This window comes from Nocardioides lentus (assembly GCF_039529515.1).
In the GTDB taxonomy this organism is placed as follows: Bacteria; Actinomycetota; Actinomycetes; order Propionibacteriales; family Nocardioidaceae; genus Nocardioides; species Nocardioides lentus.
The window spans coordinates 184,433-211,350 of sequence record NZ_BAAAMY010000014.1; the positions used below are offsets into that span (position 1 = coordinate 184,433).

Genomic DNA, 26,918 nt, shown 5'->3' on the forward strand with positions numbered 1-26,918 from the left:
CCGTTCGTGCTCCTGCGCGTCGACGGACCTCAGCGCACCGTCGCGACGAGCTCGGGGCCCGTGGGCGCGGACGGTGCCGCCGACGGCTCGCCCTGCGGCGGGCGCCGGGTGGCCGTGCGCACCACCAGGGGGGCGATGCCGACGGCCGTCGCGACGACGGAGGCGGCGACGACCCACAGCGGCACCGCCAGGCCGAGGAGCGCGGCGAACGCCGGCACGGTGCAGGTCGTGAACGCCATGACCAGCGTCAGCCACCCCGCGACCGCGGTCCACCGGTCCCGGCCCAGCGCGATGACGACGAAGAACACGCCCCACAGCACCGACCACTGCGCCCACAGCAGCGCGGTCGCGGGGTCGTCGTAGCGGACCACCTGCGTCACGGCGAAGCCCGCGGCCATCAGCGACACCCACGCGGAGTACCAGCCCAGGCCCGTGCCGGTGAGGCCCGCCAGGTTGGTGACACCGACGTAGAGGTAGGTGAAGCCGAACATGAAGACCCCGGCCGCGGCCAGGACCTGGTCGGGGTCGGTGGTGGTCGCCAGCGTCAGGAACGGGATCGCGGTCTGCAGGGCGCCGACGAACAGGTTGAGCACCCCGGCCGTGCGCGGGTCGGTGCGCCCCAGGAAGAGCAGACCGTTGACGAAGAGCGCGGCGCCCACGAAGAGCAGCCCGACGGAGGACACGTCGTACCCCCGCTCAGAAGTAGGCGTTGGCGGGGAACGAGGCCCCGTTGACGAGGTGGTCCCCGATGGCCGAGGCCTTCAGGAAGGTCGGGTTGTGGGTCGAGGCGACCCGCGCGTTGCGCCAGTGGCGGTCCAGGTTGTGCACCCGCTGGGTCGCCGAGGCGCCGCCGACGTCGAACAGCTTGGCCGCGGTGGCGTAGGAGAACCGGTCGACGGCGACCTTCGCCGAGGCGGCGGCGAGCTGGGCCCGCTCGGCGACGACCGGGTCCGGCAGCCCGTCGACGACGGAGGCGTACGCCGCGTCGATCGCGTCGGCCGCAGCCAGGACGATCGCCTCGGCCGCGAACACGTCGGCCTCGATCTCGCCCACCACCTGCAGCACCTGGCGGTCCTCGGCAGGCGACCCGCTGACGGCGTGGCTGAAGTTGCGGGCCCGGCGGCGCACGAGCGCCACGGCGTCGTTGCGGGTGCTGCGCAGGATGCCGACGGTCACGGCCTGGAGGTAGAGCTGGAGGAACGCACCCAGGTAGCCCGTGGGCTGGTCGTCGGGGTCGCCGAGGTCGAAGAACTCGTCGGGGTGCACCACGACGTCGACCAGCCGTGTCGTGCCGGTGGCGGTGAGCCGCTGCCCGAACCCGTCCCAGTCGTCCTCGACGGTGACGCCCTCGCGGTCGACCGGGACCACGGCCCCGGCGATGCGGTGCTCGCCGGTCCGGGCCCAGATCTGGGTGTGGTCGCAGTACAGGGTGCCCGTCGAGTAGAACTTCTCGCCGTCGAGGCGGTAGCCGCCGTCGGGGTGGGGCGTCAGGGTGGTGTCGAAGTGCAGGCCCACCGCGTGGGTGCTCTTCTCGCTGAAGCCGTTGCCGACGAGCTGGTCGGCGACGACCAGCCCGATCCCGCGGGCGCGCGAGGCCGGGTCGGTCGCCACGAGCTGCTGCTCCACGAACCAGTAGTGCGTCCGCAGGATGTGCGCGACGTTGGAGTCGGCCTCGGCGAGGTCGATGAGGGTGGCGAAGAACTCGCGCAGGCTCGCTCCGGCCCCGCCCTCGGCCACCGGCACCCGGAGCCGGCCGAGCCCGGCCTCGCGGACCCGCGCGACCTGCTCGTGCGGCGCGACGAGGTCGCGGTCGCGCACGTCGGCGCCGACCGCGATCTCAGCGAGCAGGGCGGTCAGCTCGGGCGAGCCGGGGCGGACGGGTCGGACGGGGCGCGCGGACGTCGCGCCCCGGGCGCGTGTCGGGGAGGCGTCGATGCTCACGGGGGTCTCCTCGGGGAGGTCGGTGGCGCCGCCAGGCGGCTTAACCCGAGTGACTTTATTGGTTTTGTCGCGAAACGGGACCGCCACCCTGGCACGCTCCGCCGAGACCCCCCTCGGGCACCCCTCGCACCGGGCGGGTCCCTGGTTGAAAGATCCACTACCAGACTTCTTCGACAAAACGCGAATTTCGCCGGTTGGTTGCGATATCCATGGATCGCACCTGATCACTCGCGTCACACATCGGTTCGACAGACCGGGACGGCAACCTCGGCTCGGCGAGGACGCTCGTGCCACAGACTTGGGGAGCACTGCATGAGAAAGACCGTCCGGGGCGCACTCGCCGCCACCACCGCCATGGCCGCCGGCGTCGCCGGGGCCGTGGTCCTGACCGCGGCCCCCGCGCAGGCCGCCGACGCCGAGGCGCGCCAACGCGTCGACCTCGGCATGAACGCCCGGTCCCTGGGGGCCTACGTCCGCACCCAGAACGTCGACCTGCGCCCGGTGCGGCTCGGGTTCGCCAACACCTCCTGCACCCGCACGCTCGGCCGGCAGACGACGTCCGAGGCGCTGACCGTCCCGGTCGGCGACTTCATCGACCTGCAGGGCGTCCGCAGCCGCAACCGCACGTACAAGAGCGGCACCAAGGTCGGCGTGCGCGCCACGACGACCATCGCCAAGGTCACCGTCGGCGCCGGCACCGGCCCGGGGCTCGCGATCACCGGCCTGAAGGCCGAGGCCAACGCCTTCAACAACGGCCGCACCCTGGGCGCCCAGCAGTCCTTCACCTTCGAGGGCCTCGACATCACGGGGGTCTCCGGCGGCACCGGTCCGCTGGGCGACCTGCTCGACGCCATCGGCGGCGGGGTCAACCAGGTCATCCGCGTGCTCGAGGAGCAGGACCAGCCGATCGAGATCCCGGGCCTCGCGCGCATCTCGCTCGGCGACGAGCAGCCCCAGATCACCCGGGGCCGCAGCGCGGTCTCGCAGGTCTCGGGCCTGCGGATCCAGCTGCTCGTGGGCAACCTCGCGGACGTGACCGTCGGCGACGCGTACGCGCGCATCGGGAAGGGCGCCACCGCGGGCGTGCTGGGCATCAGCTCCCAGGCGCTCGAGGGCTCGCTGGTCAACGACCTGATCGGCGTCGGCGCCACCAACCGCCGCACGATCCCGTGCGAGGGCACGCAGAACACGGTGCAGACCTTCCGGCGGGAGACCAGCGGCATCGTCGCCCCCGTCGTGGTCGACATCAGCGACGCGGTCGCCCGCCAGCGCGGCGTCCAGCGCGGCAGCAACGGCTCGGGCTTCGGCCGCCACAGCGTCGGCAACGTGCAGATCGTCCCGGACGAGCTCAGCCCCCTGCTGCCCACGGTCACCATCCGCGACATCGACGCCAAGGTCACCGTCGACGGGAACTTCGCGAAGAAGGGCAGCAAGCGGGTCAAGCGCACCGTGACGTCCTCGGTGGGCGCGCTGCTGATCAGCGGCCGGGAGGTCACGCTGCCCCGTCCGGGCCGCACCCGGAACTACGACGAGGGACGTGTCCAGGTCACCCGTGCGATCGTCGAGCAGGGCTTCTACGGCGCGGAGGTCACCGCGATCCGCGTCAAGTACCTGCCCAACCTCATCAGCCCCGGCCTCGAGCCGGTCACGCTGAACTTCGGCGTGGTGGACGCGGACTTCATCCGCGGCTGACGTGCCCACCCGGGGGTCACCGCGACCCCCGGGTGGCACCACCCACCGACCACCGGGCGTGGGGTCCGTCACACGGACCCCACGCCCGACGCCGTCGCGACATCTCGGATCGGTTGGGACTAGCCTGGCCACCAGACCTCCCGTTCGTCGCGCTCACCCGGAAGAGGCGATCTCAGCCGTGCCGCAGTCCCGAGGGTCCTCCCCGACCTCATCCTCCTCCCCCCGCACCTCCGGCCCCTCCGACTCCGACTTCGGGGCCAACGAGTGGCTCGTCGACGAGATGCGCGAGCGCTACGACCAGGATCCCCAGAGCGTCGACGGCGCGTGGCGCGACTACTTCGCCGGCCACCAGGGCAACGGGTCGGCCACCAACGGTGCCGCCGGCAACGGGTCGGCCAGCAACGGGTCCGGCGCCGGGTCGGGCACGGCCGAGCCGAAGCCCGCCGCGACGAAGCCCGCGCCCGCCCCCGCCGCCAAGAAGGCCGCGCCCGCCCCCGCCACGACGAAGCCCGCGCCCGCCGCCGCGAAGAAGTCCGCGCCCGCCGCCGCCGCGAAGAAGTCCGCACCCGCCGCCAAGAAGGCCGCCGCCGAGCCCGCGGCCGCCCCCGCGAACGACGAGCCGACGTTCACGACCATGCGCGGCGCGCCCGCCCGCACCGCCAAGAACATGGACGAGTCGCTGACCGTCCCCACGGCCACCTCGGTCCGCTCGGTCCCGGTCAAGCTCCTCTGGGACAACCGCACCGTCATCAACAACCACCTCGCCCGCGCGCGCGGCGGCAAGGTGTCGTTCACCCACATCATCGGCTTCGCCCTCGTCCGGGCGCTGAAGGCGATCCCCGCGATGAACGTCGGCTACGCCGAGGTCGACGGCAAGCCCACGATGATCGAGCCCGCCCACGTCAACCTGGGTCTGGCCATCGACATCAAGAAGCCCGACGGCACCCGCCAGCTGCTGGTCCCCTCCGTCAAGTCCTGCGAGGACATGGACTTCGCCGCGTTCTGGACGGCGTACGAGGACCTCGTCACCAAGGCCCGCGACAACAAGCTGGCCGTGACCGACTTCCAGGGCACGACGGTCTCGCTGACCAACGTCGGGGGCCTGGGCACCAACCACCCGGTCCCGCGCCTGGTCAAGGGCCAGGGCGCGATCATCGGCGTCGGCGCGATGGAGTACCCCGCCGAGTTCCAGGGGACCTCGGAGACCGCGCTGGCCCAGGCGGCCGTCAGCAAGGTCATGACCATGACCTCGACGTACGACCACCGCGTCATCCAGGGCGCGCAGTCCGGCGAGTTCCTGCGCACCGTCCACCAGCTCCTGCTGGGCGAGGACGGCTTCTACGACGACATCTTCCGGTCGCTGCGGATCCCCTACGAGCCCATCCGGTGGGCCCGCGACGTCCCGCAGACCCACGACGACGAGATCTCCAAGCAGGCGCGGATCCTCGAGCTCATCCACGCCTACCGGGTGCGGGGCCACATGATGGCCGACACCGACCCGCTCGAGTACCGGCAGCGCAGCCACCCCGACCTCGAGGTCGAGAACCACGGCCTGACGCTGTGGGACCTCGACCGCGAGTTCGCCACCGGCTCGTTCGGCGGCGAGGGCCGCCGGTTCATGAAGCTCCGCTCGATCCTGGGGATCCTGCGTGACTCCTACTGCCGCACGACCGGCATCGAGTACATGCACATCCAGGACCCCGAGCAGCGCCGCTGGATCCAGGAGCGCGTCGAGCAGCCCCACACCAAGCCGCCCCGCGAGGAGCAGCTGCGGATCCTGCTGAAGCTCAACCAGGCCGAGGCGTTCGAGACGTTCCTCCAGACGAAGTTCGTCGGGCAGAAGCGCTTCAGCCTCGAGGGCGGCGAGACCACGATCCCGGTGCTCGACGAGATCTGCGAGGCCGCCGCCAAGGCCGGGCTCGACGAGGTCGCGATCGGCATGGCCCACCGCGGTCGCCTGAACGTGCTCGCCAACATCGTCGGCAAGAAGTACTCCCAGATCTTCCGCGAGTTCGAGGGCAACATCGACCCGCGCACGGTCCAGGGGTCGGGAGACGTCAAGTACCACCTGGGCGCGGAGGGCGAGTTCGTGTCCGGCGGCGGGGAGACCGTGAAGGTCTCGGTCGCGGCCAACCCCTCGCACCTCGAGGCGGTCGACCCGGTCCTCGAGGGCATCGCACGCGCCAAGCAGGACGTCCTCGACCGGGGCGCCGAGTTCTACCCGGTGCTCCCGCTGCTCGTGCACGGCGACGCGGCGTTCGCCGGTCAGGGCGTGGTCGCGGAGACGCTGAACCTCTCCCAGCTGCGCGGCTACCGCACCGGCGGCACGATCCACGTCGTCGTCAACAACCAGGTCGGGTTCACCACCTCCCCCGGCTCGTCGCGCTCGACGCTCTACTGCACCGACGTCGCACGGATGGTGCAGGCGCCGATCTTCCACGTCAACGGCGACGACCCCGAGGCCTGCATCCGGGTGGCCCAGCTCGCGTTCGAGTACCGCCAGGCCTTCCAGAAGGACGTCGTCATCGACCTCGTCTGCTACCGCCGGCGCGGGCACAACGAGGGCGACGACCCGTCGTACACGCAGCCGCTGATGTACGACCTGATCGAGCAGAAGCGCTCGGTGCGCAAGCTCTACACCGAGTCCCTGATCGGTCGTGGCGACATCACCGTCGAGGAGGCCGAGGAGGTCCTGCGGGACTACCAGGCCAAGCTCGAGGGCGTCTTCAACGAGGTGCGCGAGGCCGGCAAGGAGCCGCCGAGCGAGTGGACCACCGTGCCCGACTACCCGGACAAGCCGACCGGCGAGATGGCCACCGCGGTGAGCCCCGAGGTGCTGAAGCGGATCTCGGACGCCTACATCACCCCGCCCGAGGGCTTCACGGTGCACCCGAAGGTGCTGCCGCAGCTGCAGCGCCGGGCCGCGGCGATCACCGACGGGCCGATCGACTGGGGCGCCGGCGAGATCATCGCCTTCGGCTCCCTGCTGATGGACGGCCGACCGGTGCGGCTGGCGGGCCAGGACTCGCGGCGCGGCACGTTCGTGCAGCGGTTCGCGACGATCATCGACCGCCAGAACGCCGACGAGTGGGTGCCCCTGGCCAACCTCACCGAGGACCAGGCCAAGTTCTTCATCTACGACTCGCTGCTCAGCGAGTACGCCGCACTCGGCTTCGAGTACGGCTACTCGGTGGCGCGGCCCGAGGCGCTCACGCTGTGGGAGGCGCAGTTCGGCGACTTCGTCAACGGCGCGCAGACCATCATCGACGAGTTCATCACCGCCGGCGAGACGAAGTGGAACCAGCAGTCGGGCGTCGTGCTGCTGCTCCCCCACGGCTACGAGGGCCAGGGCCCGGACCACTCCTCGGCGCGCATCGAGCGGTTCCTGACGATGACGGCCGACGACGCCTTCGTGGTCGCGCAGCCCTCGAGCTCCGCGTCGTACTTCCACCTGCTGCGCCGCCACGCCTTCGAGGACCACCACCGCCCGATGGTGGTGTTCACCCCGAAGCAGCTGCTGCGTCGCAAGGAGGCGATGTCGCAGCCGGAGGAGTTCACCAGCGGCACCTTCCGTCCCTTCATCGGGGACGACGGCGCGGACGCCGAGGCGGTCACCACGCTGCTGCTGTCGTCGGGACGCGTGTCGTGGGACCTCGTGGTGGAGCGCGCCAAGCGCGAGGACGGCGAGACCTTCGCCCTCGGCCGGGTGGAGCAGCTCTACCCGCGTCCGCTCGAGGAGATCGCCGACGAGATCCGTCGCTACCCGAACCTGAAGGCCGTGCGCTGGGTCCAGGACGAGCCCCTCAACATGGGCCCGTGGCCGAACTACCAGCTCAACGTGTGGCCCCACCTCGACGTCACCGTCGAGCCGGTCACCCGCGAGGCCTCCACGTCGCCGTCGGTGGGCACGCTCAAGCGCCACACCGACGAGCAGAAGGACCTGGTCGCGCGCGCGTTCGGCGACGCCTGAGGGAGCACGGCCACCGTGTACTTCACCGATCGCGGCATCGAGGAGCTCGAGGCCAGGCGGGGTGACGAGGAGGTCACCCTCGCCTGGCTTGCCGAGCGCCTGCGCGAGTACGTCGACGCGCACCCCGAGCAGGAGTCGGCGATCGAGACGCTGGCCACCTGGCTGGCACGTCTCGACGACCCCGACGACTGACGCAGGACGTCGTCGGGACGTCGACGCGACGGAGCCGGCTCACGTCGCGCGGATCCACCGACCGGAGGTCGGGGACGTGGCGCCGCCGCCACGCGGGTCGTCAGTCCCGCTCGTCGGGGGCGTCCGCCGCGTGCTCGGCGGCCCGCCGGGCGGCCTCGCGGATCTCGAACATCTCGGTCGCCAGGCCGCCCACGGCCGAGGCGACGTCACGCACGGCGCCGGTGAGGATGGTCGCGACCTGTCCGACGGTCCCCGCGGTCGCCTCGACCGCGGTCTGCACGGCGTCCTTGCGGATCTCGGACTTGCTGAGCTGCTCGTCCATGGCTCCATCCTCCCAACGCGGGGGGCCCGGCGTCGAGCCGTGCTCGACGCCGGGCCCGCGTGGGCGGTCGCGGGTGCGCTCAGGCGGCGGCCGCGGGGGCGGCGTCCGTCCCGGCGACCGGCGCCGCGGCAGCCGCGGGCGTGCGGTCGGGCAGCGCCATGCGGCAGATCTTGCGCGCCACGCTGAACAGCTGCTTGCCCAGCGGACCGGTGTTGTAGGGCAGCCCGTAGCGCTGGCAGATCTCGCGGACCTCGCGGGCGATCTCCGGGTAGCGGCGCGCCGGGATGTCCGGGAACAGGTGGTGCTCGATCTGGTGCGACAGGTTGCCCGTCATCAGGTGGAACAGCGAGCCGCCGGTGATGTTGGCCGACCCGAGCAGCTGGCGGTAGTACCAGTGGCCGCGGGTCTCGCCCTCGCACTCCTCCTGGGTGAAGGTGGCCACGCCGGTCGGGAAGTGGCCGCAGAAGATGATGTTGAACGCCCACACGTTGCGGACCAGGTTGGCCACCGCGTTGCCCGCGAGGGTCGCCGGGAACAGCGGACCGGTCAGCGCCGGGAAGAGCAGGTAGTCCTTGACCGCCTGCTTCTTGACCTTGCGCATGATGCCGGCGTGGAGGGCCGCGTTCTCCTCGATCCTGCGCTTGCCGGCCACGATGTTCTCGACCTCGAGGTCGTGCAGCGCGACGCCCCACTCGAAGAACACCATCAGCAGGAAGGCGTAGAGCGGGTTCCCGAGGTAGTAGGGGTGCCACTTCTGGTCCTCGTCCATGCGGAGCACGCCGTACCCGATGTCCCGGTCCTTGCCGAGGATGTTGGTGAAGGTGTGGTGGATGTAGTTGTGGGAGTTCTTCCACTGCTCGCTGGGGCAGACGTTGTCCCACTCGTACATGCGGGAGTTCAGGCCCGGGTCACCCATCCAGTCGTACTGGCCGTGCATGACGTTGTGGCCGATCTCCATGTTGTCGAGGATCTTCGACACGCTCAGCGACGCCACGGCCAGGGGCCAGGCCGGGGGCAGGTAGAACAGCGCGCGGCCGGCGACCTCGAAGCCCCGCTGGGCCTTCACCACGGTGCGGATGTAGGTCGCGTCCTCCTCGCCGAGGTCGTCGAGGATGCGGCGGCGGATGGCGTCCATCTCCTCGCCGAAGCTCTCGAGCTGCTCGGGGCTGAGCGCGGGGACGGTCTCCGCGCTGGCCTTGCTCGTGGCCGCGCGGCGCGCGCGCTTCGTCCGCGTCCGCTCCTGCGCCGTCCCGCCGGCCGCGGGGGCCTGCGTGGCGACGTCGGGCTCGATGGTGTCGGTGCTCATGGGGGTGGTCCTTCCGTTCTCGTGGAGTCGGTCGGGCTGGATCGGGTGGGGGTGGCTCAGAGGTCGACCGTGCAGTCGCCCTCGGGGGCGCTCACGCAGATCCGGATCTCCTCGTCGGGCAGCGAGGAGGTCTCGCCGGAGACGACGTTGCGGACGGTGCCGTCGGTCTTGCGGGCCACGCAGGAGAAGCAGATGCCCATGCGGCAGCCGTACTCCGGGGTCAGCCCGAGGGCCTCCGCCTGCTCGAGGAGGGGCGCGCCGGAGTTGGCGCCGCTGACGCCGCTCCGCGTGAACGCGACCTCGCCGCCGGCCTCCCCGCTGGTCCGCGGGGGCTTGAAGTACTCGACGTGCAGCGCCTCGGAGCCGTCGTACGCCGCCCGCACGGCCTCGACCATGGGCGCCGGTCCGCAGGCCCAGGTGGGGACGTCGCGGTAGCCGGGCACGAGACGCTCGAGGTACGCCGGCGACAGGTTCGGGTCGCCCAGCTCGGGGTTCAGCAGGTGCACGTCCACGCCGTAGCCCGTGCGCGCCACCTCGGCGAGCTCCTCGGCGAAGATCTGGTGCTCGGGCGACTGGGCGTAGTGCAGGAAGGTGACCCGACCGCGGTGGGTACGGCGCTGCAGCGAGCGCAGCATCGACATCACCGGTGTGATGCCGGACCCGCCGGAGATCAGCAGGATGTGCTCCGGGACGCGGTCCGGGAGCACGAACTCGCCCTCGGCCTGGCTCAGGTGCAGGATCTCGCCGGGCTGCGCCTCCTCGACGAGGTAGCGGGACACGCCCCGCCCCGCGGGCGCGTCCGGGTTGGCCCGGAGCGTGATGGTGAAGCGGTCGCCACGGCGCGAGTCGGGGCTGGAGATGCTGAACACCCGTGTCGTGCGGCGAGCGCCGCCGATCTCGACGCCGACCTGCAGGTGCTGTCCGGCGCGGTGTCCGGCCCAGGTCGAGGTGGGCTGGAGGGTGAGGGTGGCGACGCGGGGGTGGCCCTCGACGTCGACCTCGACCTCCTTGGTCACCAGCCGGGCGCGGACCTCGGTCGCCGCCCACATCGGGTTGACCAGCTCGAGGTAGCGGTCGACGCCGTGCGGGGAGGTCAGCGCGGCGAGCGCACGGGACCTCAGGATGCTCGTCGCCAGGTTGCTCGGAGCAGACATGTTCTCCTCATCCCTGTCTTCGGTGAACGCTTGTACTCCAGGGTGGTGGCAGTCGAGGCGGGCCGTCAACCCGTACCGGACGTGCTCGTGGCCACACCGCTGCGTGGTGCGCCGGCGCCGCGTGGTACACGCGTGCTCCGAGTGATCAGCGACACGACGATCCGCGTACAGTGGTCCGCATGGTTGCTGCGCCTGGGGAGGGAACGCTCAGCCGGGTGGAGCGCAAGGAGCGCACCCGGCGGGCCATCCTCGACACGGCTCTGGACCTGTCGGCCGACACGAGCCTCGTCGCCGTGTCGCTGCGACAGGTCGCGAAGGACGTCGGCATCGTCCCGACGGCCTTCTACCGCCACTTCGCGTCGATCGAGGCACTCGGCCTGGAGCTCGTGGACGAGTCGTTCGCCTCGCTGCGCGCGGTCCTGCGCGACGTGCGGCGCCCGGACCCCTCGCTGAAGGAGCTGATCGACGGCTCGGTGGACGTGCTCGCCGAGCACGTCGACGCCCGGCGTGCCCACTTCGGCTTCATCGCCCGCGAGCGGGTCGCCGGTCCCCCGGCCGTGCGGGAGGCCGTGCGGCACCAGATCGAGCTCGTGGAGCGCGAGCTGGCCACCGACATCGCGCGCATCCCGGGCACCGAGAACTGGTCGGCCGACGACCTCCGCGTGCTGTCCAAGCTCATGGTGACCTCGATGGTCGCGACCGCGGAGATGCTCATCGTCGCGCCCCGCCCGGAGGCCGAGACCGAGATCAAGGACTCCGCCCGCACCCAGCTGCGGATGGTGCTGGTCGGCGCCGTCAACTGGCGCTCCGAGACCTGACCCCCGCGCCGGCGCCGGCTCGGCACCTGTGTGCGCCGTACCGACGCCGAGTCGGCACCTGTGTGCGCCGTACCGACGCCGAGTCGGCACCTGTGTGCGCCGTACCGACGCCGAGTCGGCACCTGTGTGCGCCGTACCGACGCCGAGTCGGCACCTGTGTGCGCCGCATCGACCGCCCGGCGCACACCACTGCCGACTGGCGCCTCCTCGGCTGCCCACCCCTGCCGGGTCGGGGTCAGGCCGGGGAGACGACGACCTCGGGGATCGTCGCGTCGCGGCCCAGGTCGAGCACGCGCAGCACCTCGGCGGCGACGGTCTCGGGCCGGATCCAGGCGGACGCGTCGTAGTCCTTGCCCTCCGCGGCGTGGACGCGCTCCTGCATGGGGGTGGCGACCCGCCCCGGGAACACGCTGGTGACCCGCACGCCGTGGTCGCCCTCCTCCTGGCGCAGCGCGTCGGCGAAGCCCCGCAGCCCGAACTTCGAGGCGTTGTACGACGCCCAGCCGGCCTTGGCGCGCAGCCCGGAGCCGGAGTTCACGAAGACGTGGGTGCCGCGGGCGGCCCGGACGGCCTCGAGCACCTGCCGGGTCAGCAGCATCGGCGCAAGCAGGTTGACGTCGACGGTGGCCCGCAGGCTCGCGGCCCCGGTGGCGTCCAGCGCCGCGACGTCGACGACGCCGGCGCTGTGCACCACGCCGTCGAGCCGTGCCGGCACGGACAGCCCGGCGAGGGAGTCCGGATCGGCGAGGTCGGCCACGAGCACCGCGGCCCCGTCGTACGCCGCGGCGAGCTCGTCGGCCCGCGTCGCCGAGCGCGCGAGGAGGTGGAGCTCGTCGCCGCGGTCGGCGAGGGCGCGGGCCACCAGCGCCCCGATGCCGGACCCGGCACCGGTGACGAGGTAGGCGCCCATCAGCGGGTGAAGACGATCTTGCCGAACACGTCGCCCCGGTCCATGGCCGCGAACCCGTCGCGGGCCTCCTCGAGCGGCAGCGTGCGGTCGACCAGGGGGCGAGCGCCGGTCGCGTCGAGCATCGTGACCAGGGAGGCCAGCTCGCCGCGCGTGCCCATCGTCGAGCCGACCACCGACAGCTGCAGGAAGAAGATGCGCGTCAGCTCGGCGTCGTCCACCTTCGGGCCCGAGGTGGTGCCGCTGATGACGATCCTGCCGCCGGGGCGCAGGGAGCGCACGGAGTGCGACCACGTCGCGCGACCGACGGTCTCCATCACGGCGTCGACCTTGCCGGGCAGGCGCTCGTTGGACTCGTAGGCCTCGTGCGCCCCGAGCTCGAGGGCCCGCTGCCGCTTGGTCTGGTCCCGGCTCGTCACGAGGACCCGGAGGCCCCCGGCGCGCGCGAGCACGATCAGCGCGGTCGACACGCCGCCACCGGCCCCCTGCACCAGCACGGTGTCGCCCGCCGTGAGGGCGCCCTGGACGAACAGCATCCGGTAGGCGGTCAGCCAGGCGGTGGGCAGGCAGGCGGCCTCCGCGAACGACAGCGACGACGGCTTGGGCACGAGGTTGGCGCGCGGCACGGCGACCCGCTCGGCGAACGTCCCCTGGTGGCGCTCCGAGAGCAGCGAGCGTCGGGGGTCCAGCGTCTCGTCGCCCGTCCACGACGGGTCGGAGATGACGGAGTGGACGACGACCTCGTTGCCGTCCTCGTCGATGCCGGCCGCGTCACAGCCCAGGATCATGGGCAGCGCCTCCTGACGCAGACCCACCCCGCGCAGGGACCACAGGTCGTGGTGGTTCAGCGCCGCGGCCCTGACCTCGACGGTGGTCCACCCGTCGGGCACCTCGGGGTCGGGACGCTCACCCAGCACGAGGCCGGACAGCGGGTCGTCGGAGGAGAAGGACTCGGCGTAGACGGCGAACATGCGTCGAACCTACCGACCGGTCCGGGCCGCGCCTACCGTCGCGCCACGCCGCCGTCCCGCGCGGCCCGGGCGACGGCGGCGGCGACCGCCGGGCCGACCCGGGGGTCGAAGGGCGAGGGGATCACGAGGTCCTCGGCGAGGTCGTCGCCGACGAGGTCGGCCAGCGCCGCGGCCGCGGCGACCTTCATCGTCTCGCTGATCGCGGAGGCGTGGACGTCGAGCGCGCCCCGGAAGATGCCGGGGAACGCGAGCACGTTGTTGATCTGGTTGGGGAAGTCGGAGCGGCCGGTGGCCACGACCCGTGCGTACCGGTGGGCCACGTCGGGGTGGACCTCCGGCGTCGGGTTCGCGAGCGCGAACACGATCGCGTCGGCGGCCATCGTGGCGACGGCGGACTCCGGGACCGCACCCCCGGAGAGACCGACGAACACGTCGGCGCCGTCGAGGACCTCCTCCAGCGACCCGGCGCGGCCGGTGCGGTCCGCGGTGATCGCGGCGACCTGCTCCTTGACCGGCGTCATGGCCTCGCGGCCGGTGCGCAGCGCTCCCCGGCGGTCGGTCACGACCATGTCCTCCACCCCCGCGGCGAGCAGGATCTTGGCGACGGCCACCCCGGCGGCCCCGGCACCGGCGATGACGACGCGGGTCTCGCCGATCGCCCGGCCGGTCAGCCGCAGCGCGTTGACCAGCGCCGCGAGCACGACGACCGCGGTGCCGTGCTGGTCGTCGTGGAACACCGGGATGTCGAGACGCTCGGCGAGGCGGGCCTCGACCTCGAAGCAGCGGGGGGCGGAGATGTCCTCGAGGTTGATCCCACCGAAGCTCGGCGCGAGGCGGGCGACCGTCTCGACGATCTCGTCGACGTCGGTGGTGTCGAGGCAGATCGGGACGGCGTCCACGCCCCCGAACTCCTTGAACAGCACGGCCTTGCCCTCCATCACGGGCATCGCGGCCGCCGGGCCGATGTCACCGAGCCCGAGGACGGCGGTGCCGTCGGTGACGACGGCGACGGTGTTGGGGACCCAGGTGTAGCTGCGGGTCAGCGCGGGGTCGGCCGCGATCGCCTCGCAGACCCGGGCGACGCCGGGCGTGTAGGCCAGGGCCAGGTCGGCGGCGTCGCGCAGCGGGGACGTCGAGACGGTCTGCAGCTTGCCGCCGCGGTGCAGGTCGAAGACGGGGTCGCCGGCGAACGGGTGGGCCCCCTCGACGGGACGCGGGGTCGAGGAGGTCGGGGTGTCTGGCAGGGAGGTCATCGCAACGCTTTCGCTCGTGGACGGAGTCGTGGTCCCTCGGAGCCGTGGCCACCAGGTGCGGGCCTCGGCCTCGGGGGCGAGCGGGGGTCTCCCTAGGCCGGTCAGTGTGGCACGCGGCCCGGGCGGGGCCACAGGCGCAGACGTGCGACGCCGGTCACATCCGCGGCCGGCACGGGGCCGCGGTGGCGGGAGTCGACGCCGCGCTCCGGGTCGTCCGACAGCAGCCACCACCCGGGGCCCCCGGTGCGGGTCGACCGGGCCTCGGCGGCCCGCTTGACCGCGAGGGTGCCGTCCGCGAAGCGGGCCACGACCACCGCGCCGGGCCGGACGGTCCCGCCGTACCGGACCAGGAGGACGTCCCCGGGCCGCAGGGCGGGCCGCATGGAGTCCCCCCGCACCCGGGCGAGACCCCAGGAGGGGGTCGTGGCGTGGTCGGCGGCGGGATCGGGCACGGGAGTAGTGTCCAGAACGACCCAGCCCGTCATCACAGAAGGAGCATCGATGTTCGCTCGGCTTCTCCGTCCCACCGTCGAGGTCTCGGCCCACTGCGACCTCCCCTGCGGCGTCTACGACCCCGCGCAGGCCCGCATCGAGGCCGAGTCCATCAAGGGGATCGTCGCCAAAGTCGCCGACAACGACGACCCCGACTTCCGCACGCGCGCGATCCTGATCAAGGAGCAGCGCGCCGAGCTGGTCAAGCACCACCTCTGGGTGCTGTGGACCGACTACTTCAAGCCCCCGCACTTCGAGAAGTACCCCCAGCTGCACCAGCTGGTGAACGAGGCCACCAAGCTCGCCGGCGCGACGGGCGCCAAGGGTGCGCTCGACGCCGAGGTCGCCGACCAGCTGCTCGCGAAGATCGACGAGATCGCCGAGATCTTCTGGGAGACCAAGAAGGCCTGAGGCCACTCGCCCGCACGACACCGCACGACGCCGGTCCCCTCGGGGCCGGCGTCGCGCTGCGTGCGGGGCTGGCACCATCGGCGGATGGACCCCGACGAGCCGTCGCCCGCTCCCGCCGTCGACCCGACCTCCCCCACGACGACGGCCACGACCACGACCGCGACCACGATGCGGGCCGTCGTGCTCACGGCCCACGGCGGGCCGGAGGTGCTCGAGGTCCGCTCCGTGCCCCGGCCCACGCCGGGTCCCGGTGAGGTCCTCGTCGAGGTCGCGGCGGCCGGCTGCAACAACACCGACCTCTGGACCCGCGAGGGCGCGTACGACACCCCGGCGTCCGGACCCGCGGGCTGGCTCGGCCCGATGGACCTGCCCCGCGTCCAGGGCGCCGACGTCGCCGGCCGGGTGGTCGCGTGCGGGCCGGACGTCGACGAGGCCCTCCTCGACGCCCGGGTCCTCGTCGACCCGGCGGTCTACGGCCCCGGGGGCGACGACGCACTGCCCGTCGACGTCCTCGGCAGCGAGCGCGACGGCGGCTTCGCCGAGTACGTCGTCGTCCCCGCCGCCCGGGCCCACCGCGTGGACGACTCGCCGCTGAGCGACACCGAGCTGGCGTCGCTGCCGATCGCCTACGGGACCGCGCTCGGGATGCTCGAGCGGGCGGCCCTGCCCTCCGGTGCGACCGTCCTCGTCACCGGCGCCTCCGGTGGCGTGGGGCTGGCGGCGGTGCAGCTGGCCGCCGCGCGCGGCCTGCGGGTCGTCGCCGTCTGCAGCGGCGCCAAGGGAGAGGAGGTGCGCCGGGCCGGCGCCGACGCCGTCGTCGACCGGACCCGCGGACGGGTCGCGGCGGACGCGGCCGCCGCCGCGCCCGACGGGTACGACGGGGTCGTCGACGTCGTCGCCGGGCCGCTGCTCGCCGACGGCCTGGGGCTGCTGCGGCCGGGCGGCCGGTGGGTCGTGGCCGGCGCGCTCGACGGCTGGGAGGTGACGCTGGACGTCCGCCGCCTGTACCTGGCCGACCTCGCGCTGGTGGGCTCCACGATGCACACCCCGCGGGTCTTCGACCTGCTGGTCGACCTGGCCCGCCGCGGCGCCGTGCGGCCGGTGGTCGCCGCGACGTTCGGCCTCCCCGAGGTGGGCGCCGCGCAGGAGCGGCTCGCGCGCCGCGAGCACGTCGGCAAGCTGGTCGTCGTGCCCTGAGACCGCCCGGGACGTCTTGAGCATTTCTTGCGTTTCGCCGCGGCCGAGGGGTCCGCGCTCCTACCCTCGAGGTGTCTCGGGTCGGCTCTCCCGCCCGCCTCCTCGCCAGGAGCCCCCTCATGCACCAGACCTCTCTTCCGCGCGCCCTCGTGACGGCCGCCGGCCTCGTCGTGCTCACGCTCGCCGCTGCCGTCCCCGGCGCCACCTCCGCGGCCCCCGCCTCGACCGGCGCGCGGACCGAGGCCGCGACCGTCGACGACCAGCGCGCGCCCGTCACCCGCGGCCCCTACGACGAGCCCGTCCACACCTTCGTGTCGGCTCCGGACCTCTTCAACGCCGACGTCGCCGACGTGCGGGTCGCGGAGTCCTACCGCTCCGGCGCACCGAACTCCTGGAACGCGCACTGGGCGGCCACGGTCGACAACGTCTTCGGCCAGCTCGCGGCGTACGGCGCGGACTCCTACCTCGTGGCCGGCGACCTGGTCAACGGCCGATGGCACCGCGACCGCGGCAACACCGGCACCTTCGGGCCCGGTCGGACCACCGCGGAGAAGCTGGCCCGCATCCGCCGGGCCGGCGCCGTCTACTACGGCGCCTGGCGGCGGTTCTGGACCGACGCCGGGGTGCCGATGTCCCGCGTCCACGCCGCCGTCGGCGACCACGAGGTCGGCGACAACCCGTGGAACGCCGGGGACGACCAGCTCCGTGCGTTCTGGACCTACAAGAAGACCTTCGCCCGCCACTTCACCACCCGCGGCGGCACGGGCCACCGCTATCCGATGCACCCGCGCGGCACCGTCTTCGACGACACCGCGTACGCGACGTACCTGGCGGGCGGCCGCGTGCTGCTCGTGACGGTCGACGTGTTCGACAAGCGCGACGGCGCCATCCGCACCGGCCACGTGGACCGGGCCCAGCTGGCGTGGCTCGACCGCACCCTCGCCGCCGCTCCGGCGAGCACCACGATCCTCGTCCAGGGCCACACCCCCGCGCTGGAGCCCGTGCGGCGCCGCAACGGCGGCGGGCCGAGCACCGCCTACGGCGAGGGCACGGCGTTCTGGCAGACCCTCACCCGCCACGACGTCGACCTCTACCTGGCCGGCGAGGTCCACGACTTCACCGCGGTGCAGCGCGGTGGCGGCCCGGTGCAGCTCACGCACGGCGGGTACGCCGGCGGCGGGCGCACCGACTACGTCGTCGGCGACGTGCTGGACGACGGCAGCATCGAGATCGACGCCCGGAGCATCGACGTGGTGAGCCGGTCGACGGAGAGGATCTGGCAGACCGGCGGCGAGATCACCGCCGCCCTGCGGCTCGCGCCGACCTCGCGGAGCGTCGGCACCCTGGTCATCGACCCGTCGGGCCGCATCACCGAGCGCTCCGGCTGCCTCGCGGCGTGGGACGGGCGCCAGGAGGACGGCTGCACCACGTGGTGAGGACACCAGGCGCGGGGCCCGCGGGCCGTTAGTGTGGTGCCGGCGGACGCGACGAGCGTCCGCGGCGAGGTGGAGGACGGATGACGCACACGGGTTCCCCGCTGCCGGGCACGACCCTCACCGAGGGCGGGCGCCCCGACGTCGAGCTGCGCCTCCCGGCCGACGGCGCCTACGTCTCGGTCCTGCGCACCGCCGCCGCCGGCCTGGCCGCCCGCCTCGACTTCACCATCGACGACATCGAGGACCTGCGCATGGCGGTCAGCGAGGCGTGCGCGCTGCTGCTGCCCTCGGCGCTGCCCGGCTCGGACCTCCACGCCGCCTTCGTCCTGTCGGCCGCCGAGGTCCGCACCAGCATCTCGGTCGACACCGCGCACCCCGAGGCGCCCGACCGCGACGGCTTCGCCTGGCAGGTGCTCAGCGCGCTGGCCACCTCCGCCGACGCCTGGGTCGACCGCGACCGCGTCACCGTCGCCCTCACGATCACCTCGACCGCGACCGGATGAGCGGCGCCGGGGACACCTCGGACGACCCCGGGGGCGCCGCCACCGAGCCCTCGCGCTCGGTGGTCGCCCTGCGCGCGCGCAGCGCCGAGCTGTTCGCCGAGATCGCCGACCCCGAGGCCTCCGAGGCCCGCCGCGCCGCAGCCCGCGGAGCCCTCGTCGAGCTGCACCTGCCCCTCGTGGAGCACTGCGCACGACGCTTCCGCAACCGCGGCGAGCCGTTCGAGGACCTCGTGCAGGTCGGCACCATCGGCCTGATCAAGTCGGTCGACCGCTTCGACACCGACCGCGGCGTCGAGTTCTCGACCTACGCGACGCCGACCGTCATCGGCGAGATCAAGCGGCACTTCCGCGACAAGGGCTGGGCCGTGCGGGTGCCGCGACGCCTCCAGGAGCTGCGGATGCGCATCAGCTCCACCACCGCCGAGCTCACCCAGTCGCTGGGGCGCTCCCCCACCGCGTCGGAGCTGGCGGAGGCCATCGGCTGCAGCGTGGAGGAGGTCGTCGAGGGCCTCGAGTCCTCCCAGGCCTACGCGACCCTCTCGCTGGACGCCTCGGACTCGTCCGAGGACGGCGGCGCGGCCTCGATGCTCGACACCCTCGGCGAGGAGGACGCCGGCATCGAGAACGTCGAGGTGCGCGAGTCGATCAAGCCGCTGCTCGACGCGCTCGGCGAGCGGGAGAAGAAGATCCTGCTGCTGCGCTTCTTCAAGAACATGACGCAGTCGCAGATCGCCGCCGAGATCGGTGTCTCGCAGATGCACGTCTCACGCCTGCTGAGCCGGACGCTGGAGCAGCTGCGGACCTCGCTCGCGGAGTCCTAGGCGCTCCCCCGTCAGTCCCGGCCGCCGACCTGCTCGTCGTCGTCGGCCCCGGGCCCGCCGAGCATGAACTGCAGGCTCGCCGGGTGGAGCATGCCCACCAGCACCACCACGGAGACCAGCACCAGCGCCACGAGCACACCGACGCCGACGACGTCACGGACCGTCCAGGCCAGGCCCAGCTGGATCAGCTGCGCCAGCAGCACCGGACCCCGCGCCCAGCCGACCGGCCGGGTGACCAGCCACGACGCCGCCAGCAGCACCCCGCCGTACAGCAGGAAGAACAGCGTGGTCGTCAGGCCCAGCAGCAGCCGGTCGCCGGAGGTGCTCAGCAGCTCGGCGACGGCGAGACCGAGCAGGACGAGGGCCTCGAGGGCGGCCAGGGAGGCCGCGACCTTGAGGGGGGCGGGGGCCGCCGCGGGGGCCGGGGGTTGCACCCCGCTACCCTACGAACCACCCGTGACCAGGGCGCCGTGTGGTCGTTGTGACGTACGAGACCACGTCGGAATGCCCGATGGGGTTGTCTGCGCTGCCCATCCTTGGGACGCTAGTCGCTGCTCGTCCGCACGTGGGCCCTCGTGTGAGCCCGTGCCGAGCCGACCCGATCTCCTCAGGCGTCCAGCCTGGTGGCCGTACGACGTGAAAGTGGGACCGCCCAGCCATGGATTGGCGCAACCGTTCAGCCTGCCTCGACGAGGACCCCGAGCTGTTCTTCCCGATCGGGAACACCGGCCCGGCGATCCTGCAGATCGAGGAGGCCAAGCAGGTGTGCCGACGCTGCGAGGTCCGCGAGCAGTGCCTGGCCTGGGCCCTCGAGGCCGGTCAGGACCACGGCGTGTGGGGCGGTCTGTCCGAGGACGAGCGTCGCGCGCTCAAGCGCCGCAACGCCCGGGCCCGCATCCGCACCGCCTGAGGACACCAGCCCGGGCACGCTCGGCGAGGGTCGCCTAGGTCAGCGGCACGACCAGCTCGACCCGGGTGCCCGCACCCGACCCCCCGGGGCCGAGGTCCAGGGTGCCGCGCAGCTCGGTCGTGACCAGCGTCCGCACGATCGACAGGCCCAGCGAGCCCTGCGCGGAGGCGTCGAAGCCCGCCGGCAGCCCCCGTCCGTCGTCGACGACGGCGACCCGCAGCGTCGCGTCGGACCGCGTCGTCCCGACGGTGACCCGGCCGCCCCGCCCGTCGGGGTAGCCGTGCTCGACGGCGTTCTGCAGCAGCTCGGTCAGCACCATCGCCAGCGTGGTCGCGGTCTCCGACGGCAGGACGCCGAAGTCCCCGGAGCGGCGGACCTCGACGCGCTCGCCCGCCGCCCCGACGTCGATGACCATCCGCGCCAGCCGGTCGGCGACCTCGTCGAAGTCGACGTCCTCGGTCACCGCACGGCTCAGCGTCTCGTGGACGATCGCGATCGAGCCGACGCGACGGACCGCCTCCTCCAGCGGCTCACGGGCCTCGGGCAGGCGCGCCCGCCGCGCCTGCAGGCGCAGCAGTGCGGCGACGGTCTGCAGGTTGTTCTTCACCCGGTGGTGGATCTCGCGGATGGTGGCGTCCTTGGTCACCAGCTCGCGGTCGCGGCGGCGGAGCTCGGTGACGTCGCGCAGCAGCACCAGCGCCCCGATCCGCTCCCCCGCGGGACGCAGCGGCACGGACCGGACGATGAGGGAGACTGCGTCGGTGCCGACCTCGGTGTCGGCGGGCGCGCGCCCGCCCAGCACGGCCGACAGGATCTCCTCGTCGGGGCGGCGCAGCGCCGGCACCAGGTCGCGCGTCACCTCCGGCAGCACCAGCCCGGCCAGGTCGCCCGACAGGCCCAGACGGCGGTAGACCGAGAGGGCGTTGGGGCTGGCGTAGACCACCCGGCCCGCCGCGTCGACGCGCACGAAGCCGTCGCCCACCCGCGGCGAGTCCGCGTGGTCGCTGCGCTGCCCGCGCGCGGGGAACGACCCCGCGGCGATCATCTGCGTGAGCTCCCCCGCGGTCTGCAGGTAGGTGAGCTCGAGCCGGCTGGGCGTGCGCACCCCCAGCAGGTTGGTGTCGCGGGTCACGACGCCCACGACCCGGCCGCCGCGGCGCACCGGGACCGCCTCGACACGCACCGGCACCTCCTGGCGCCACTCGGGGTCGCCGTCGCGCACGAGCCGCCCGTCGCGCCAGGCCGCGGCCAGCATCGGGTGGTCCGCGAGGGCCACGAAGCTGCCCACCACGTCCTCGACGTACGCCGTGGGGCCGGTCGTGGGCCGCATCTGCCCGGCCGCCCAGAAGCCGGTGCCGGCGCGGTCCGGCAACCACAGGACCAGGTCCGCGAAGGACAGGTCGGCGAGCACCTGCCAGTCGGCGAGGAGCGCGTGGAGGTGGGCCAGGTCGGCCTCGTCCAGGTCGGTGTGGAGGCGCACCAGGTCGGTCAGGACGGGCACCGGGCCAGGGTAGGACGAGCCCGTCGGCGGCTGGCAGGATGACCCCATGCGCTCGGGCTACTGGCAGCAGGTCCTGGCCGGCGGCCTGCGGGTCCCGGGCGACCGCCCCCTCGACGACCTCACGGCGGAGCTGACGTCGATGCTGGGCTCCCCCGACCCCGACGAGCGCGACGCCACGGCGTACCCGGCGCTCGCGACGTGGGTCGGCCGCGGCGTCTACGACGACCTGCTCGCCGGGCTCGGCGACGGGATGGCCGCGGGCCTGCGGGTCGGGATCGGCGGCCGCGACGGCGACACCGTCTTCCGGCGCAGCTTCTCCGCGCTCGTGCTCGCCGAGTGCATCGACCGCGACAACGCCCACCGGCTGCTGCCGGGCTCCCGGGTGCTGGAGTGGGGCGACCGCCTCGCGGGGTGGTTCCTGCGCGAGCAGGACGTGCGCGGCTTCGTGCCCGGCAAGGGGTGGGCGCACGCCGTCGCCCACGGCGCCGACGCCCTCGGCGTGCTGGCCCGCTCCCCCCACCTCGGCACCCCCGAGCTGACCGTGCTCCTCGACGTCATGGCCGACCGGCTGACCGCCCCGGCCTCCGGCGTGCTGATGGCCGGCGAGCCCGACCGGATGGCCGCCGCGACCATGCGGGTGCTGCGCCGCAACCAGGTGCCGATCACCGTCCTCGAGCCCTGGGTACGACGGGTGACCGCGGTCGCCCTCGACACCTCCGGTCCGGGCGACCCCTACCGCCGCACCGCCGACGCCGAGGCCTACCTGCGGGCCCTGCACCTGCAGGTCGCGCTGTCGCCCGACCAGCCCGCCTGCCGCGCCGACCTGCTGCTCGTGCTCGTCGAGGCCCTGCGCCGCACCAACGCCGACCTGCTGCGCGCCGGCGTCTGACCCGACCCGGGATCCGACGACCGGCGCCTACCGACCGGTAACGTCGCCCCCATGAGCGACGACACCCGCACCGACGACCCCGCCCCGACCGACCCCACCGGCGGTGCGGCGGGGTCGGCCGGCACGGGCGAGCTGGCGGGCCACGCCGGCGAGCTCGGGGTGGCGGTGGCCCGCGCACACGGCGTCGAGACCCTCTTCACCCTGTCGGGGGCCCACGTCTTCCCGATGTACGACGGCGCCGTGAAGGCGGACCCGCCGATGCGCCTGCTCGACGTGCGCCACGAGCAGACCGCGGCGTTCGCGGCCGAGGCCACCGGCAAGCTCACCCGCACTCCCGGACTCGCCGTGCTGACCGCGGGACCCGGCGTCACCAACGCCGTCAGCGCGCTCGCGCAGGCCAGCTTCGCGGGCTCCCCGATGGTCGTCGTCGGCGGTCGCGCGCCGCAGAACCGCTGGGGCACCGGCAGCCTCCAGGAGATCGACCAGCCGCCGATCGTGGAGTCGGTCACCAAGCTGGCCCGCACCCTGCCGCGGGCCGACACCGTGCTCGGCGGCTTCGACGAGGCGTTCACGGCGGCCGGGTCCTCCCACCGCGGGCCCGTCTTCGTCGACGTGCCGATGGACGAGTTCTTCGCCTCGGCGTCGGGGCCCGCGCCCGTGCCCCCGGGCCGGGCGCCGCTCGAGCCCGACGCCGAGGCGCTGACCCACGTCGGGACGCTGCTCGCGGAGGCCTCGCGACCGGTGCTGGTCATCGGCACCGACGTGTGGCTCGACGGCGCCGAGGAGTCCGCGCTGCGGCTCGTCGAGCAGCTCGGCGTGCCCGCGATCACCAACGGCATGGGCCGCGGGATCGTGCCCGGCGGCCACCCGCTGCTGGTCACCAAGGCCCGCGGCAAGGCCCTGGGCGGTGCCGACCTGGTCGTCGTGGTCGGCACGCCCCTCGACTTCCGTCTCGGCTACGGCGTCTTCGGCGGCAAGGACGGCGCGACGCCCGCCCGGGTCGTCCACCTCGCCGACTCCCCCGGCCAGGTCGCGGGCCACGCCGACCTCGCCGCCTCGGCGAGCGGCGACCTGACCGCCGTGCTCGACGGCGTGCAGGCCGCGGTCGAGCGCGCGCCCCGCAAGCCCGACTGGTCGGCGTGGGTCCGCGACCTGCAGGACGCGGTGCGGGCGGCCGCCGAGCGCGACCGGGAGCTCCTGACCGCCGAGGCCGACCCCGTCCACCCCGCCCGGATCTACGGCGAGCTCGTGCCGCGCCTGGCCGACGACGCCGTGGTCATCGGCGACGGCGGCGACTTCGTCTCCTTCGCCGGCAAGTACGTCGAGCCGAAGCGGCCCGGCGGCTGGCTCGACCCCGGCCCCTACGGCTGCCTCGGCGCCGGTCTCGGTGCCGCCATCGCGGCCCGCCTGGCGCGCCCCTCGGCCCAGGTCGTGCTGCTGCTCGGCGACGGCGCCGCCGGCTTCTCGCTGATGGACGTCGACACCCTCGTGCGCCACGGCCTGCCCGTGGTGATGGTGATGGGCAACAACTCCGCGTGGGCGCTCGAGAAGGGCCCGATGCAGATGCTCTACGGCTACGACGTGGTCGCCGACCTGGCGCCGCGCACGCCGTACCACCGCGTCGTGGAGGCCCTCGGCGGCGGCGGGGAGGAGGTGACCGACCCGCGCCAGATCGGGCCGGCGCTCGACCGGGCGTTCGCCTCCGGCGTGCCCTACCTGGTCAACGTCATCACCGACGTGCAGGCCGCCTATCCGCGCGCCACCTTCGGGATCTGATCCGGATGATCCGGAACCGACCGGGACCCCGGGCCGTCCCACGGTCATGACTCGCACCCTCGGGACCGCCGCGACCCTCGCCTCCCTCACGCTGCTGGGGGCCCTGACCGCCTGCTCCGGCGGGCAGGACGCCGACACCGGCGCCGACACGGGCCGCGACCCCGCCGCGGACGGCTCCGCCGGCACGGGCGCGCCGACCGGCGACGCCGAGCCGGCGGCGGCCGAGCCCTGCCCCGCCGAGCTCGCCTCGGACGGCACCGTCCCGACCGAGCCGGCCGCGGCCGCGCCCGAGCTGCCCGCGGCCACCACCGCGTACGTGTGCCGCTACCAGCCCTCGGAGGTCGCGGACGGCCCCGTCTGGGAGCGCGACGGCGAGCCCGTCGAGGTCGACCCGGCCGAGCTGTCGGCGCTCGACGAGCTGCGCCCGGCGGCGGCGGACCGCTTCTGCACCGAGGAGCTGGGCCCCCGCTGGCTGGTCGCCCTCGACGACGGCAGCGGCGCGGTCACCGGGGTCGTGGTCGACGACTTCGGCTGCCGCGACGTCACCCTCACCGCCGACCCGGCGGGCACCGCCCCCGGGGCCGCCGGCCAGGACGTCGAGGGCGGGGTCCTCACCGGCCCCGGGTCGCTCGCCGGCGACCTCGCGACGCTGTACGGCGGCTGAGCCGGTGAGCGAGCGCCCCTCCCCCGCCCTGGCCGCCGAGCGCGACTTCACCGTCACCGACGACGACACCGCGGCCGCCGTGGGGTCGGGCTCCCTGCCGGTGCTCGGGACCCCCCGGCTGCTGGCGTGGATGGAGGCCGTGACCTGCGCGGCCCTCGAGCCCGTCCTCGACGCGGCCCGCACGTCGGTCGGCACCCGGATGGAGGTGCAGCACTCCGCGCCGAGCCCGGTCGGGGCCGTCGTGCGCGTGTCCGCCTCCTCGACCTACGTCGACGGGCGGCTGCACCGCTTCACTGTCGCCGCCACCGACACCGCCGGCGGTGCGGTCGTGGCGACCGCCGAGATCACCCGCGTCGTCGTGCAGATCGATCGGTTCCTGTCACGCCTGTGAGCGGGCGCTGCCACACTGGGGAGGTTCACGTCCCCACGGCCCCGCCCGAGCACGGGCGGGCCCACCCCGGCAGGAGAGCTCATCCATGGCTCCTGGGCTCCGACGCCTCGCGGTCGCCCTCACGACCGCGGCGCTGCTGCTGACGGTCGCCGTCAGCGCGGTGCTGGTGCTGCAGTCGTCCGGGCAGACGTCGGCCGTCGGGAGCGACACCCCCGCGGCCACGCCCGGTGACGGCGACTGGACCGCGTCGTGGGGCGCGGCGCTGACCGGCCCGGACACCGAGGGCCGCTCGGTGACCGGCTTCGACGACGTGACCCTGCGCCAGGTCGTCCACCTCTCCCTGGGCGGCGACGTGCTGCGGCTGCGCCTGTCCAACGTGCACGGCGAGCGGCCGCTGAGCGTCGGCGCGGTCACGCTCGCGCCGCACGACGGGCGTCCCGGCACCCCGGAGGTCGACGCCGACCGCCTGGTGCGCGCCACCTTCGCCGGCCGCGCCGGCACCCTCGTGCCCGTCGGCGGGACCCTCGCCTCCGACCCGATCGCCCTCGAGGTGCCCGACGACAGCGACCTCGTCGTCAACGTGCACGTCGCCCGCGCCAGCGGCCCCACCACCTGGCAGGCCTCGGCGCTCGCGACGTCGTACGTCGCGGACGGCGACGCGACGCTCGCCGGCGGCGAGGCGTTCACCGAGCTCGACACGTCGCGCTACTACCTCGCCGGCGTCGACGTGGTCGACGAGGCCAGCGACGGCACCGTGGTCTTCGTCGGCGACTCCCTGACCGCGGGCGCCGACTCCACGCTCGACGCGGACCGCCGGTTCCCCGACCTCGTCGCGGACCGCCTGTTCGCCGCCGCCGGTCGCGGCGGGTCCGCGGCCACCGGACGGTGCGGCGTGGTCAACGCCGGCATCGGCGGCAACCGGCTGCTCAGCGGCTCGGGGATCTCCGGGGACGCCCTGGTGGACCGGTTCGCCCGCGACGTGCTCGACGTGCCGGGGGTGCGGACCGTCGTGGTCCTCGCCGGCATCAACGACATCGGGGCCGCCGGCGACGACCTCGACCCCGCCGCCCTGATGGCGGGCCACCGCGCACTCGTCGACGCCGCCCACGAGGCCGGCGTCCGGGTCGTCGGAGCCACCCTGCTGCCCTACGGCGGCGCCGGCTACGCCACCGTCGGCGGCGAGCGGACCCGGCGCGCGGTCAACCGCTGGCTGATGACCTCCGGCACCCACGACGCCGTGGTCGACCTGGACGCCGCCGTGCGCGACCCGGACCGGCCCTACCGCCTGTGGCCCTCGTACGACTCGGGCGACCACCTGCACCCCGACGACGCCGGGTACGGCGCGATGGCCGACGCCGTCGACCTCACCTCGATCTGCTGAGGACGCCCCGCACGCGCAGG

The 26,918-nt window shown here is 73.8% G+C and carries 26 protein-coding genes; 15 read left to right on the forward strand and 11 right to left on the reverse strand.

Annotated features, from left to right (window positions below; genetic code table 11):
• Positions 1-29: 29 nt before the first annotated feature.
• Both ABD158_RS18230 and ABD158_RS18235 read right to left on the reverse strand, forming a co-directional pair.
• Positions 30-683 (reverse strand): AmiS/UreI family transporter, encoded by a 654-nt coding sequence (locus ABD158_RS18230; protein WP_344009241.1) that lies wholly within the window; start codon positions 681-683, stop codon positions 30-32.
• Between the two features lie 13 nt (positions 684-696).
• The gene (locus tag ABD158_RS18235; RefSeq protein WP_344009243.1) at positions 697-1,941 is read right to left on the reverse strand and encodes an acyl-CoA dehydrogenase family protein; all 1,245 of its coding nucleotides are present in this window, start codon (positions 1,939-1,941) and stop codon (positions 697-699) included.
• Positions 1,942-2,253: 312 nt separating this feature from the next.
• Between ABD158_RS18235 and ABD158_RS18240 the strand changes: the two genes are divergently transcribed.
• The 3 genes from ABD158_RS18240 to ABD158_RS18250 all read left to right on the forward strand — a co-directional run bounded on the left by ABD158_RS18240 (position 2,254) and on the right by ABD158_RS18250 (position 7,795).
• Positions 2,254-3,633, forward strand: coding sequence for a hypothetical protein (locus ABD158_RS18240; protein ID WP_344009245.1), 1,380 nt, complete (start codon positions 2,254-2,256; stop codon positions 3,631-3,633).
• Positions 3,634-3,811: 178 nt separating this feature from the next.
• Positions 3,812-7,603 carry a multifunctional oxoglutarate decarboxylase/oxoglutarate dehydrogenase thiamine pyrophosphate-binding subunit/dihydrolipoyllysine-residue succinyltransferase subunit gene (locus tag ABD158_RS18245; RefSeq protein ID WP_344009247.1) on the forward strand — a complete coding sequence of 1,264 codons (3,792 nt, stop codon included), beginning with the start codon at positions 3,812-3,814 and terminating at the stop codon, positions 7,601-7,603.
• A 15-nt stretch (positions 7,604-7,618) separates the two neighbouring features.
• Entirely contained in the window at positions 7,619-7,795 is a 177-nt protein-coding gene (locus tag ABD158_RS18250) for a DUF6104 family protein (protein ID WP_344009249.1), read from the forward strand.
• A 100-nt stretch (positions 7,796-7,895) separates the two neighbouring features.
• Here the strand turns inward: ABD158_RS18250 and ABD158_RS18255 are convergent, their stop codons facing one another.
• The 3 genes from ABD158_RS18255 to ABD158_RS18265 form a co-directional block, all read right to left on the reverse strand.
• Positions 7,896-8,117 carry a hypothetical protein gene (locus tag ABD158_RS18255; RefSeq protein WP_344009251.1) on the reverse strand — a complete coding sequence of 74 codons (222 nt, stop codon included), beginning with the start codon at positions 8,115-8,117 and terminating at the stop codon, positions 7,896-7,898.
• Between the two features lie 79 nt (positions 8,118-8,196).
• On the reverse strand, positions 8,197-9,423 hold the full coding sequence (locus ABD158_RS18260; RefSeq protein WP_344009253.1) for a fatty acid desaturase family protein: 1,227 nt from the start codon (positions 9,421-9,423) through the stop codon (positions 8,197-8,199).
• Positions 9,424-9,479: 56 nt separating this feature from the next.
• A complete protein-coding gene (locus tag ABD158_RS18265; protein WP_344009255.1) occupies positions 9,480-10,577 on the reverse strand; it encodes a ferredoxin reductase in 1,098 nt (365 codons plus the stop codon).
• A gap of 215 nt (positions 10,578-10,792) precedes the next feature.
• Between ABD158_RS18265 and ABD158_RS18270 the strand changes: the two genes are divergently transcribed.
• Entirely contained in the window at positions 10,793-11,395 is a 603-nt protein-coding gene (locus ABD158_RS18270; protein WP_344009257.1) for a TetR family transcriptional regulator, read from the forward strand.
• A gap of 235 nt (positions 11,396-11,630) precedes the next feature.
• On the opposite strand, the gene ABD158_RS18275 is transcribed toward ABD158_RS18270, so the two are convergent.
• The 4 genes from ABD158_RS18275 to ABD158_RS18290 all read right to left on the reverse strand — a co-directional run bounded on the left by ABD158_RS18275 (position 11,631) and on the right by ABD158_RS18290 (position 14,978).
• Positions 11,631-12,305, reverse strand: a complete 675-nt coding sequence (locus tag ABD158_RS18275) for an SDR family oxidoreductase (RefSeq protein ID WP_344009259.1) — start codon at positions 12,303-12,305, stop codon at positions 11,631-11,633.
• A complete protein-coding gene (locus tag ABD158_RS18280; protein WP_344009261.1) occupies positions 12,305-13,273 on the reverse strand; it encodes a zinc-binding dehydrogenase in 969 nt (322 codons plus the stop codon). Before ABD158_RS18280 ends, ABD158_RS18275 begins: the two co-directional genes overlap by 1 nt.
• 32 nt (positions 13,274-13,305) lie before the next feature.
• The gene (locus tag ABD158_RS18285; protein ID WP_344009263.1) at positions 13,306-14,526 is read right to left on the reverse strand and encodes an NAD(P)-dependent malic enzyme; all 1,221 of its coding nucleotides are present in this window, start codon (positions 14,524-14,526) and stop codon (positions 13,306-13,308) included.
• A 101-nt stretch (positions 14,527-14,627) separates the two neighbouring features.
• The gene (locus ABD158_RS18290) at positions 14,628-14,978 is read right to left on the reverse strand and encodes a S24 family peptidase (protein WP_344009265.1); all 351 of its coding nucleotides are present in this window, start codon (positions 14,976-14,978) and stop codon (positions 14,628-14,630) included.
• 49 nt (positions 14,979-15,027) lie between these two features.
• Between ABD158_RS18290 and sodN the strand changes: the two genes are divergently transcribed.
• The 5 genes from sodN (at position 15,028) to ABD158_RS18315 (ending at position 19,386) form a co-directional block, all read left to right on the forward strand.
• Entirely contained in the window at positions 15,028-15,429 is a 402-nt protein-coding gene (gene sodN, locus ABD158_RS18295; protein WP_344009267.1) for a superoxide dismutase, Ni, read from the forward strand.
• 84 nt (positions 15,430-15,513) lie between these two features.
• Positions 15,514-16,626: a zinc-binding dehydrogenase gene (locus ABD158_RS18300; RefSeq protein ID WP_344009269.1), complete on the forward strand. Its 1,113-nt coding sequence runs from the start codon at positions 15,514-15,516 to the stop codon at positions 16,624-16,626.
• Between the two features lie 119 nt (positions 16,627-16,745).
• Entirely contained in the window at positions 16,746-18,062 is a 1,317-nt protein-coding gene (locus ABD158_RS18305; RefSeq protein WP_344009271.1) for a metallophosphoesterase family protein, read from the forward strand.
• Positions 18,063-18,142: 80 nt separating this feature from the next.
• Positions 18,143-18,565, forward strand: a complete 423-nt coding sequence (locus tag ABD158_RS18310) for an ATP-binding protein (RefSeq protein ID WP_344009273.1) — start codon at positions 18,143-18,145, stop codon at positions 18,563-18,565.
• Positions 18,562-19,386, forward strand: coding sequence for an RNA polymerase sigma factor SigF (locus ABD158_RS18315; protein ID WP_344009275.1), 825 nt, complete (start codon positions 18,562-18,564; stop codon positions 19,384-19,386). The genes ABD158_RS18310 and ABD158_RS18315 overlap by 4 nt, the downstream gene beginning before the upstream one ends.
• Before the next feature lie 11 nt (positions 19,387-19,397).
• Here the strand turns inward: ABD158_RS18315 and ABD158_RS18320 are convergent, their stop codons facing one another.
• Positions 19,398-19,820: a hypothetical protein gene (locus ABD158_RS18320; protein WP_344009277.1), complete on the reverse strand. Its 423-nt coding sequence runs from the start codon at positions 19,818-19,820 to the stop codon at positions 19,398-19,400.
• 224 nt (positions 19,821-20,044) lie between these two features.
• Here ABD158_RS18320 and ABD158_RS18325 point away from each other — a divergent pair, with 224 nt between their 5' ends.
• On the forward strand, positions 20,045-20,296 hold the full coding sequence (locus tag ABD158_RS18325; RefSeq protein ID WP_240235884.1) for a WhiB family transcriptional regulator: 252 nt from the start codon (positions 20,045-20,047) through the stop codon (positions 20,294-20,296).
• A 34-nt stretch (positions 20,297-20,330) separates the two neighbouring features.
• On the opposite strand, the gene ABD158_RS18330 is transcribed toward ABD158_RS18325, so the two are convergent.
• Positions 20,331-21,797: a sensor histidine kinase gene (locus tag ABD158_RS18330; protein ID WP_344009282.1), complete on the reverse strand. Its 1,467-nt coding sequence runs from the start codon at positions 21,795-21,797 to the stop codon at positions 20,331-20,333.
• Positions 21,798-21,843: 46 nt separating this feature from the next.
• Between ABD158_RS18330 and ABD158_RS18335 the strand changes: the two genes are divergently transcribed.
• The 5 genes from ABD158_RS18335 (at position 21,844) to ABD158_RS18355 (ending at position 26,898) form a co-directional block, all read left to right on the forward strand.
• Complete coding sequence (locus ABD158_RS18335; RefSeq protein WP_344009284.1) at positions 21,844-22,686, forward strand: DUF2785 domain-containing protein; 843 nt, start codon at positions 21,844-21,846, stop codon at positions 22,684-22,686.
• 51 nt (positions 22,687-22,737) lie between these two features.
• Positions 22,738-24,462 carry an acetolactate synthase gene (locus ABD158_RS18340; protein ID WP_344009286.1) on the forward strand — a complete coding sequence of 575 codons (1,725 nt, stop codon included), beginning with the start codon at positions 22,738-22,740 and terminating at the stop codon, positions 24,460-24,462.
• A 46-nt stretch (positions 24,463-24,508) separates the two neighbouring features.
• Positions 24,509-25,126, forward strand: coding sequence for a hypothetical protein (locus ABD158_RS18345; protein WP_344009288.1), 618 nt, complete (start codon positions 24,509-24,511; stop codon positions 25,124-25,126).
• Positions 25,127-25,130: 4 nt separating this feature from the next.
• Entirely contained in the window at positions 25,131-25,517 is a 387-nt protein-coding gene (locus ABD158_RS18350; protein WP_344009290.1) for a thioesterase family protein, read from the forward strand.
• An 85-nt stretch (positions 25,518-25,602) separates the two neighbouring features.
• Positions 25,603-26,898: an SGNH/GDSL hydrolase family protein gene (locus ABD158_RS18355; protein ID WP_344009292.1), complete on the forward strand. Its 1,296-nt coding sequence runs from the start codon at positions 25,603-25,605 to the stop codon at positions 26,896-26,898.
• The last annotated feature ends 20 nt before the right edge of the window (positions 26,899-26,918 follow it).

Coding starts and splice junctions, on each gene's coding strand:
- ABD158_RS18240 (WP_344009245.1), top strand. CDS start 2,254: ATGAGAAAGACCGTCCGGGGCGCACTCGCCGCCACCACCGCCATGGCC.
- ABD158_RS18255 (WP_344009251.1), bottom strand. CDS start 8,117: ATGGACGAGCAGCTCAGCAAGTCCGAGATCCGCAAGGACGCCGTGCAG.
- ABD158_RS18260 (WP_344009253.1), bottom strand. CDS start 9,423: ATGAGCACCGACACCATCGAGCCCGACGTCGCCACGCAGGCCCCCGCG.
- ABD158_RS18265 (WP_344009255.1), bottom strand. CDS start 10,577: ATGTCTGCTCCGAGCAACCTGGCGACGAGCATCCTGAGGTCCCGTGCG.
- ABD158_RS18275 (WP_344009259.1), bottom strand. CDS start 12,305: ATGGGCGCCTACCTCGTCACCGGTGCCGGGTCCGGCATCGGGGCGCTG.
- ABD158_RS18280 (WP_344009261.1), bottom strand. CDS start 13,273: ATGTTCGCCGTCTACGCCGAGTCCTTCTCCTCCGACGACCCGCTGTCC.
- ABD158_RS18285 (WP_344009263.1), bottom strand. CDS start 14,526: ATGACCTCCCTGCCAGACACCCCGACCTCCTCGACCCCGCGTCCCGTC.
- sodN (WP_344009267.1), top strand. CDS start 15,028: ATGTTCGCTCGGCTTCTCCGTCCCACCGTCGAGGTCTCGGCCCACTGC.
- ABD158_RS18300 (WP_344009269.1), top strand. CDS start 15,514: ATGGACCCCGACGAGCCGTCGCCCGCTCCCGCCGTCGACCCGACCTCC.
- ABD158_RS18305 (WP_344009271.1), top strand. CDS start 16,746: ATGCACCAGACCTCTCTTCCGCGCGCCCTCGTGACGGCCGCCGGCCTC.
- ABD158_RS18310 (WP_344009273.1), top strand. CDS start 18,143: ATGACGCACACGGGTTCCCCGCTGCCGGGCACGACCCTCACCGAGGGC.
- ABD158_RS18315 (WP_344009275.1), top strand. CDS start 18,562: ATGAGCGGCGCCGGGGACACCTCGGACGACCCCGGGGGCGCCGCCACC.
- ABD158_RS18325 (WP_240235884.1), top strand. CDS start 20,045: ATGGATTGGCGCAACCGTTCAGCCTGCCTCGACGAGGACCCCGAGCTG.
- ABD158_RS18335 (WP_344009284.1), top strand. CDS start 21,844: ATGCGCTCGGGCTACTGGCAGCAGGTCCTGGCCGGCGGCCTGCGGGTC.
- ABD158_RS18340 (WP_344009286.1), top strand. CDS start 22,738: ATGAGCGACGACACCCGCACCGACGACCCCGCCCCGACCGACCCCACC.
- ABD158_RS18345 (WP_344009288.1), top strand. CDS start 24,509: ATGACTCGCACCCTCGGGACCGCCGCGACCCTCGCCTCCCTCACGCTG.
- ABD158_RS18355 (WP_344009292.1), top strand. CDS start 25,603: ATGGCTCCTGGGCTCCGACGCCTCGCGGTCGCCCTCACGACCGCGGCG.